This window comes from Nitrospirota bacterium, assembly GCA_020851375.1.
Classification (GTDB): Bacteria; Nitrospirota; 9FT-COMBO-42-15; order HDB-SIOI813; family HDB-SIOI813; genus RBG-16-43-11.
Genome location: JADZCV010000028.1, coordinates 67,334 through 75,786 on the forward strand (window position 1 = coordinate 67,334; position 8,453 = coordinate 75,786).

Annotated in this window: 9 protein-coding genes; 3 read left to right on the forward strand and 6 right to left on the reverse strand. The window is 47.5% G+C overall.

The window, feature by feature from the left end; translation table 11 throughout:
* Positions 1 to 16: 16 nt before the first annotated feature.
* Complete coding sequence (locus IT393_06655; protein ID MCC7202320.1) at positions 17 to 1,150, forward strand: NAD(P)/FAD-dependent oxidoreductase; 1,134 nt, start codon at positions 17 to 19, stop codon at positions 1,148 to 1,150.
* Between the two features lie 19 nt (positions 1,151 to 1,169).
* Here the strand turns inward: IT393_06655 and IT393_06660 are convergent, their stop codons facing one another.
* The 6 genes from IT393_06660 to IT393_06685 all read right to left on the reverse strand — a co-directional run bounded on the left by IT393_06660 (position 1,170) and on the right by IT393_06685 (position 6,040).
* A complete protein-coding gene (locus IT393_06660; protein ID MCC7202321.1) occupies positions 1,170 to 1,430 on the reverse strand; it encodes a BrnA antitoxin family protein in 261 nt (86 codons plus the stop codon).
* Positions 1,402 to 1,722, reverse strand: coding sequence for a BrnT family toxin (locus tag IT393_06665; protein ID MCC7202322.1), 321 nt, complete (start codon positions 1,720 to 1,722; stop codon positions 1,402 to 1,404). Before IT393_06665 ends, IT393_06660 begins: the two co-directional genes overlap by 29 nt.
* Before the next feature lie 107 nt (positions 1,723 to 1,829).
* Positions 1,830 to 2,615 carry a methyltransferase gene (locus IT393_06670; GenBank protein ID MCC7202323.1) on the reverse strand — a complete coding sequence of 262 codons (786 nt, stop codon included), beginning with the start codon at positions 2,613 to 2,615 and terminating at the stop codon, positions 1,830 to 1,832.
* Between the two features lie 10 nt (positions 2,616 to 2,625).
* On the reverse strand, positions 2,626 to 3,792 hold the full coding sequence (larC, locus tag IT393_06675) for a nickel pincer cofactor biosynthesis protein LarC (protein MCC7202324.1): 1,167 nt from the start codon (positions 3,790 to 3,792) through the stop codon (positions 2,626 to 2,628).
* A 335-nt stretch (positions 3,793 to 4,127) separates the two neighbouring features.
* Positions 4,128 to 4,880: a nickel pincer cofactor biosynthesis protein LarB gene (larB, locus tag IT393_06680; GenBank protein ID MCC7202325.1), complete on the reverse strand. Its 753-nt coding sequence runs from the start codon at positions 4,878 to 4,880 to the stop codon at positions 4,128 to 4,130.
* Positions 4,881 to 5,029: 149 nt separating this feature from the next.
* Positions 5,030 to 6,040 (reverse strand): NAD(P)-dependent glycerol-3-phosphate dehydrogenase, encoded by a 1,011-nt coding sequence (locus IT393_06685; protein ID MCC7202326.1) that lies wholly within the window; start codon positions 6,038 to 6,040, stop codon positions 5,030 to 5,032.
* A gap of 120 nt (positions 6,041 to 6,160) precedes the next feature.
* Here IT393_06685 and IT393_06690 point away from each other — a divergent pair, with 120 nt between their 5' ends.
* Together IT393_06690 and IT393_06695 are read left to right on the forward strand one after the other, a co-directional pair.
* A complete protein-coding gene (locus tag IT393_06690) occupies positions 6,161 to 6,922 on the forward strand; it encodes a prepilin peptidase (GenBank protein ID MCC7202327.1) in 762 nt (253 codons plus the stop codon).
* Positions 6,889 to 8,298 (forward strand): PAS domain-containing protein, encoded by a 1,410-nt coding sequence (locus tag IT393_06695; protein MCC7202328.1) that lies wholly within the window; start codon positions 6,889 to 6,891, stop codon positions 8,296 to 8,298. The genes IT393_06690 and IT393_06695 overlap by 34 nt, the downstream gene beginning before the upstream one ends.
* Positions 8,299 to 8,453 lie beyond the last annotated feature (155 nt).

Consider the following 8,453-nt stretch of genomic DNA (forward strand, 5'->3'; position numbering starts at 1 on the left):
GAACGGGGATTTTCGAGTGAACTTGCCTACAGATGACATTAAAGACATAACTATTATCGGTGCAGGCCCATCAGGTCTCTTTACTGCCTTTCAGGCCGGTATGCATGAGGCATCGGTTCGCATAATTGACAGCATGCCGGAACCCGGGGGGCAGCTTACTGCGCTCTATCCTGAAAAATATATATTTGACGCGCCAGGGTTTACGAAGATTACGGCTAAGGAGCTTGCTGAAAACTTGTTTGCTCAGGCAAATCAGTTTACTCCTGAGTTTTGCCTGAATGAAACCGTAATTACTATTGCGAATGCCAAGGTACCTGCTGGTTCAACGGTCCCGTCAGGGTCATCCCCGCAATTGGCGCAAAAGGGGACAGAATTGAATTCTGTCCCCGGACTGGTCGCTGAACACCCCGGACAGGATCGAGACGGTGAAACGGCATTTGAATTGCTCACTGACAAAGGACGATATCTCTCAAAGGCCGTGATCATTGCTGCAGGTCTTGGTGCATTTAAACCGAGGAGTCCTGGGAAACCTGGAATTGATAAGTTCGAAGGAAATGGCGTTTACTATACTGTAAAAGAGAAGGGTTCCTTTAGAGGGAAGGATATCGTTATCGCAGGCGGCGGGGATTCAGCGCTTGACTGGGTTATAAATCTGCTTGATACAGCACAGAAGATATATTTGGTCCACCGTTCAGACACATTCAGGGCCCACCCCCATACCGTCCAATTGGTATCTGAACAGGCAAAGCAGGGAAGGATTCAGGTTCTTACCCCTTATGAAATCAAAGAGGTAACCGGCAATGAGCATTTAGAGTATGTCGCATTATCAGACGGCAGTGGCAGGGAGGTGCCGATTAAGGCTGATGCACTCTTGCTGATGCTTGGCTTCACATCAGACCTCGGCCCTATAGGAAAATGGGGGCTTGAGATAGATGACAGCCGTATAAAGGTCGGGCAGAATATGGCAGCCAGCCGAAAGGGCATTTTTGCAGTAGGGGACATTGCAAACTACCCGGGGAAGTTAAAGCTTATACTAACTGGCTTTTCAGATGGAGCTCAGGCTGTCAGAAGCGCTGTGCCATATATAAGGCCAGGAGATAAATTCAGGCACGTACACAGCACGTCATCTAAGTTGTTTGGCAAAACTTAATGTAGTGAGTCATAGGTAATTATCCCACCTTCTCCGCAAGCCATACCTTTATAAGGGACTGGTATGGCACATCCCGCTTATTGGCCTCTATCTTGATTTGTTCAAGCAGTGACAACGGCAGTCTTAAAGAAATAGACTGCGTCGAGGGCTTGAGATTTGGAAAGCGGGCACTCACCGCCTGTGACCAGTCAAAATATTCTGTACTGTCATGCGTCTCCCAGAATTTTCTCTCTTCGGCTTCGGATCTAAACTTAGGTACTTGTTTCAGCTTTTTGCTCATAAATTCTCCTCTCTTTAACATGCATGCTGCGTGCGGAAATTACTCGGATTCTGGCCCCTTTACCCGCTGCATATCGAAGCGTAAATGACACATGCAACAACCTCTCCGCATTAGTTTTCCCGAGTGCGTGAAATCTCATCTCACCCAAACTATGTTTTTCATCCAATAGTACTAAAAGCGGCTCATTTATAAAAACCTGCTCAGCCTCAGCTTGCGATACACCATGTTTTTCATTCTTTCTGGCATTACCTTCATCCCATTCAAAGCCTTCTATCTTGTGAAAATCTGTCATTTTTTGTATATTATCAGGATATACACGACATGTCAACACTGAAGGGGTGATAAATTAAGGCATGTGCATAGCATGTCCTCAAAGTTGTTTGGCAAATGAGTGGACTATCAGACAAGAGGCTCGCAGGAGATTTTGAGTCCCGGCTTGCCCTCCCTGATACCTTCAACCCATACAAGTGTAATTTCCCCATCACCCCTTGTAAGAAGGCATTTAAGGACTTTTGGCTCAATACGGCAGCGCCTCATGGCTGAAAATAAGTCAGTCAGACGGTCAGCAGTATAGATCAGGCTTATCTTTCCCCTAACCTTCAGAAGATGCCGGCTGACCTTAAGGATTTCATCTATCGTTATGGCATGCTCATGGTTTGCAACTGCCCTGCTTTTGTCAGGGCTTAAGCGGCCTGAGGATAGTGTCCTGTACGGGGGATTGGTAACAACATAATCAAAATGTGCTGATGGCAGGATCCTGGGCAAATTATTTATGTCCTTGTTCAGAATTGTAATACCGGATTCCATATTATTTGAACATATGTTACGTTCTGCAAATTTCGCCATCTCTTCCTGTATTTCTACCGCCGTAATCCGTAACGACGGGATACGTTTGGCGAGAAGTATGGAAACTATGCCGCAGCCTGTTCCAAGTTCCAGTACCCTTGAGTATTTTCTCGGATTGGATAGTCTTGCAAGCAGGACTGAGTCTGTTGTAAAGCGATGGCCTCTCTTTGGCTGAATTATTCGGACGCCTTCCAGGATGTCGAGGGTTGTATCCGGAAAACCCGCGTCAAATCCCCCCTCACCCCCCTTTACAAAAGGGGGGATATTATTTTCCCCCATTGATAAATGGGGACTATTATTTTCCCCCTTTGAAAAAGGGGGATTAAGGGGGATTTTCATCGGGCTATACTCACTCTCTGCCCGATCTCCTCGCAAGTTCAATTATATCCTTAAGCGGAATACCTGTCTTCAGCGCCAGCGCCTTGCAATCCTCATATTCAGGCACTATATTGTGTACACCATTCGAGCCTCCCGAAATTTTGATCCGGACCCTTCCATAGGGGAGCTGGACTTCTTTAATATCGCGTGCCAGGACAAAACGGGACAGCTTTCCTACCCTGACCCCGATTGATGTTGTCTCCCTGAATATTATTTCCCTGAGCACATTTAATGTCCCTGTATCTGCGATTACAGAAAGCATTTGCGCCGGCCTGTTCTTCTTCATAATTATTGGCGTAATATATACGTCAAGGGCGCCTGCTTCAAATAGGCGGTCCATCAGATATTCATAAATCTGTGGATTCATGTCATCAATGTTAGTCTCTATGACGCAGACTTCGTCAGTGCCAAGTGCCCCGGCGTCCTCTCCAATAAATACCCTCAGGATATTCGGCTTTTCGCTCAACTCCCATCCACCGGCGCCGTATCCGATCTGAGAGGGTGTCATCTTTGGCAAAGGCTGAAATGAAGATGCAAAGGCAGTGATTATTGCAGCACCTGTAGGGGTGGTCAATTCCCGCTCAATCCCGCTTGAGTACACCGGCACATCCTTAAGGAGTTCCGCAGTCACAGGCGCAGGAATGGGGAAGATGCCATGCGACATTTTGACAGTCCCACTGCCTGTGTCAACCGGAGATGATATGACCTTATCTATGCCAAGCAGATGAAAGGCATAGACAGAGCCAACTATATCCACAATAGTATCTATGTGTCCTACTTCATGGAAGTGGACGTCTTCAACCGGACAATTGTGAACAACAGACTCTGCTACGGCAAGCCGCTGGAATATTGAAAGGCTTTTGGTCTTAATTTCCTGCGAAAGATTACTGTCTGAGATGATCTGTCTTAAGTCTTTTAAAGGCCTGCCTGGAAGGTCCGGGCTCTCTATAACTACATCCACTTTGGTTGCCTTAACACCCTTCTTTAAGACCGTATTGGCAGAGATAGAGTATCCTTCAAGGTTGAGCTGTGAAAGCCCCTCTTTGAGCTTGTCAAAGGGGACACCGGCATCAACCATGGCGCCGAGGATCATGTCTCCGCTGATACCGCTGGAACAATCAAACCAGGCTATCTTCACTCGAAAATCTCCGTTCAAATCCCCCCTATCCCCCCTTTACTAAAGGGGGGGAAAGTAATTCTCCCTTTTATGCATGGGAGAATTACTTTCCCCCTTTGTAAAGGGGGACTAAGGGGGATTTTTCATCTGCCTTTGTGAGCCCTGAGCTGTGAGCTTGTCGAACAGTCGAAGGGCTCATGACGGTTCACCTGAAAATCCCTCTATTCATCCTTCGACAAGCTCAGGATGAACGCCTGAGTTCTTCGAAGGCGGTGTTTGGCAACCTGGCTTCCCGTTCATCCTGAGCTTGTCGAAGGATGAATTTTATGTACCTTTGTGCGCCCTGACCCCTGAAACTACTCGCCGATCAGGTTGATCTTGTGCGCCATGCAGGCGGCGCCAAAGCCGTTGTCTATGTTCATGACTGCCACACCTGCAGCGCAGCTATTAAGCATGGTAAGAAGCGCTGCTACGCCTCCAAAGCTTGCACCGTATCCGTTGCTTGTGGGAACTGCAATAACCGGCTGGGAGGCAAGGCCGCCGACCACGCTTGAAAGGGCTCCATCCATGCCTGCAACGACTATGATGACACGGGGCTTCCGCAACGCATCACGGTTATCAAGCAGTCTGTGGATGCCTGCAACGCCAACATCATATAGGGTCTTTACCCTGCTGCCAAAGGCGTCAAGCAATGCATGGGCCTCTTCTGCAACTGGCATGTCTGATGTGCCACCTGAAACAATCAGCACAGTGCCTTTAGTGAGGGCCTTCTTTTTGTGGAGGATGGTTACGACCCGGCCATGCTCATTATACTCAGCCCTGCTGTCAATAGCTGAAAGCGCGTTGAATATATCCTGTCCTGCCCTCGTTGCTATGATGTCTCCCTTTTTATCGAGTATTCGTTCAGCTATCCTGACTACCTGATTGACCTTCTTACCTTCGCAATATATTACCTCAGGCATCCCCTGCCTCAGGTGTCGGTGGTGGTCAATGCGGGCAAAATCGAGGTTCTCGTAGGGCAGATGCCGCAGGCGGTCAAGGGCCTTGTCTACACCAAGTTTGCCTGTCTTAACCAGGCTTAAAATCCTGGCAATATCTTCAGGTTTCATCTAAAATTCTCCGTTCAAATCCCTCCTGCCACCTTTACTAAAGGGGGGGAACTGATTTCCATCTTTTATACAGAGAAGAATTACTTTCCCCCGTTCTAAAGTGGGGTAACTAATTTCCCCCTTTGTAAAAGGGGGATTAAGGGGGATTTTTATTCCCCGCCTGCTTCTCGCATCATCAGGTCGTGCACAACCTGCTGTACATCCTTTTCTTCATATAGCAGGCTATAGACCTCATGTGTAATGGGCATTGAGACATCATACCTCTTTGCAAGCTCCCATGCCGCCTTTGTTGTCTTAACACCCTCTGCCACCATACCCCTGCCTGACAATTCCGAGAATGTATCCCTTAATTTGACTCCCTGCCCGAGCCTGTACCCAAGTGTCCTGTTCCTGCTGAGCTCACCAGTGCATGTCAATACGAGGTCTCCAAGCCCGGATAGCCCGTAGAAGGTAGGCGCCTGTGCACCCATTGCCGTTCCAAGCCTCTTTATCTCTGCAAGCCCGCGGGTTATCAGTGCCGCTCTTGTATTGTGTCCAAAACCGAGGCCGTCCGCGCACCCGGTGGCAATCGCGATTACATTCTTAAGAGACCCGCCTATCTCGACACCTGTGATATCAAAATTTGTATAGACCCTGAAGTACGAACGTAGGAACAGTGCCTGCATTTCCTTAGCAAGCGCCTCATTGGCCGAGGCAATTGTAATGGCCGTCGGGTGCTTTTGCGCCACCTCTTTTGCAAAACTTGGCCCTGAAATTACAGCATACCTCTTATGTGCCACTGCCGGTGACAGAATATCTCCTAATACCTCTGAGACAGTTTGAAGTGTATCAGTTGTAATACCCTTTGTAGCGCTTACCACCGGGACATCAGGCATGAAATCATTTAATTCTTTAAATACATCCCCTACCGCATGGGAAGGGACAACAGAAAGTATTATGTCACATGCCGTTACTGCCTCTTTAAGTGAATTTGTAGGTTCAATGTTTTCAGGAAGTTTATAGCCGGGGAGGTATATGCTGTTCTCCCTTTCTTTTTTTATAACCTCTACGAGATCCTTTTCATAGACCCATAACCTGATTTCATTGTCTTTTTCAGCAAGCAGTTTCGCAAGGGTTGTACCCCAACTGCCTGCACCTAATACTGCGATCTTACGGCTCATAAGAAATAACCATGTCTCCGATACTCTACTGGGGTCTGACCCCGTTCACTTGCTTGCTTTGATAACTCTGTTTATAATGCAATTAATAACCATGCATGTCAAGACTAAGGCAACCTCTAAATGCTCCTAACCTACCTCTTTATCTTTGTCACAGGCGCTGTTATCGGCAGCTTCCTGAATGTGTGCATTTACCGCCTCCCTGCAGCGCAATCCATAGTCTCTCCTGCCTCTCATTGTCCCCACTGCAAAACACCGATAAAGTTGTATGATAATATCCCGATCCTGGGTTTTTTGTTACTGCGTGGAAGGTGCAGGGTTTGCGGCACACCAATTTCAGTTCAATATATCTTAATTGAACTTATAAATGGGGCGGGATATACGATAATAGCATGGAAATTTGGCTTCTATACAGAGACAGCGGTTTATGCACTCCTCTTTTCGGCCCTTCTTACTGCCAGTGTCATAGACCTTCATCACCAGATAATCCCCGATGTCATTACTATTCCCGGAATAATTATAGGGCTTTTGGCAAGCGCATTTATACTCCCGTCCGGGATATCAAGCGCCATCCTGGGATTATTAATAGGTGGCGGTCTCTTTTTTATAATAGCCCTGATAAGCCGTGGCGGGATGGGGGGAGGGGATATTAAATTGATCGCAATGATCGGGGCCTTCCTTGGACTTTCAGATGTCCTGATTACAATTGTCCTGTCCTCATTTATCGGCTCTATTGTCGGGATTTTCATGATGTTAATGTTTGGCAAGGGGAGGAAGTATAAGATCCCATTCGGGCCTTTCCTTGCCACAGGTGGTATATTGAGCCTGTTCTTTAAACAGGAGATCCTTGAATGGTATCTTGGGATGGACCTATGGCGCTATTAGCCCTTGCAGCAGGTGTATTAGCCGGAGGAGTTGCCGTCTACTTCATCCTGCGGGCATTATTCGTGACGCGCAAGAATCTTATTTCAACCAAATCAGACGATATCGTTCCTGATAAGAAGGAAAAGGTAGAATTTGTTATTGATACCTTCACATCACTGATACACAAGCTTAAGGATAAAGAGGATGAGCTGGAGAAGCTGCGAAGCGTAGCAGAGCGCCGCGCATCAGAAGCAGAGAGTTATAACGAAGATATTCTAAGATGTGTAGGAAGCGGTGTTGTGACTTTCAGTATGGACAGGGTCATTACAACTATTAATAATGCTGCAGAGCGGATGCTGGGAATATACAAAGAGGAGACCCTCGGCCTGCCATGCGAAAGGGTCTTCGGACAGAACAGCTCCATCTGCAGGATGCTTGATGAGTCATTACTGACAGCAGCAACCCTGTCACGGCAGGAGGTGGAATTTCAGAAAAGAGAAGGGAATAATATATGGCTTGGCCTGTCTGTATCTCCATTGAGGGATAAAGACGGAAGGCATACAGGCGTCATATTTGTCTTCACAGACCTGACAGAGATAAAGATGCTGAAGGAGCAGGGTGAGCTGCGTAAGCGCCTTGCCATGCTTGGAGAGATGTCCGGAGGCATTGCACATGAGCTCAGAAACTCTATGGGGACGATAATGGGCTACGCAAAGATGCTTTCCAAAAAGTTCCCTGATGAAGATACTGCACGGGAAGAAATCTCCACTATTATTTCAGAAGTCAACAACATGGACCTGATAATCAGGGAATTATTAAATTACGGGAGGAATGTCACCCCTGCCCTGTCACCAGTTGACCTGGCCGGGCTGCTTAGAAAGGCGATAGACGCAACTATTGGCAAATCTGAAAACCACAATATAGACGTTGAACTTGATATTCATGATCTGCCTGTCATCAATATTGATGAGGTATTAATGAGGCAGGCCCTGCAGAATATTATTCAGAACGGGCTTGAGGCCATGCCTGACGGCGGAAGGATAAGGATAGCGGCAAGAAGTCAGGTGTCAGAATACCGAAACATTAGAGATGATGGTCATGGGAACCTGAGATTCCCCCCTTTAAAAAAGGGGGGGGCGGGGGAATTTAAGCAGGTGTCTGCGTCTGTTGAAGGCGTTGAGATATTAATTTCTGATACCGGCGCCGGAATACCAAAGGAGAGTCTCGATAAGATATTCCTTCCCTTCTACACGACAAAGGCACGGGGCACCGGTATGGGGCTTGCACTCGTACATAAAATCATTCTCTCTCATGGCGGACACATTGACGTTGAGAGTGAACCAGGGAATGGAACTACTTTCAGGATATATTTGCCGTGCGTCAAATCCACCCTTTAGAAAAGGGGGGAGAGGGGGGATTTGAATGTGGATTTTCAGGTGAACCGTCATGAGCCCTTCTACTGTTCGACAAGCTCACAGCTCAGGGCTCACCAAGGGTCATGAAAACGTCATTCCCGCGTAAGCGGGAATCCAGACAGGGGCCTGGTTCTGGA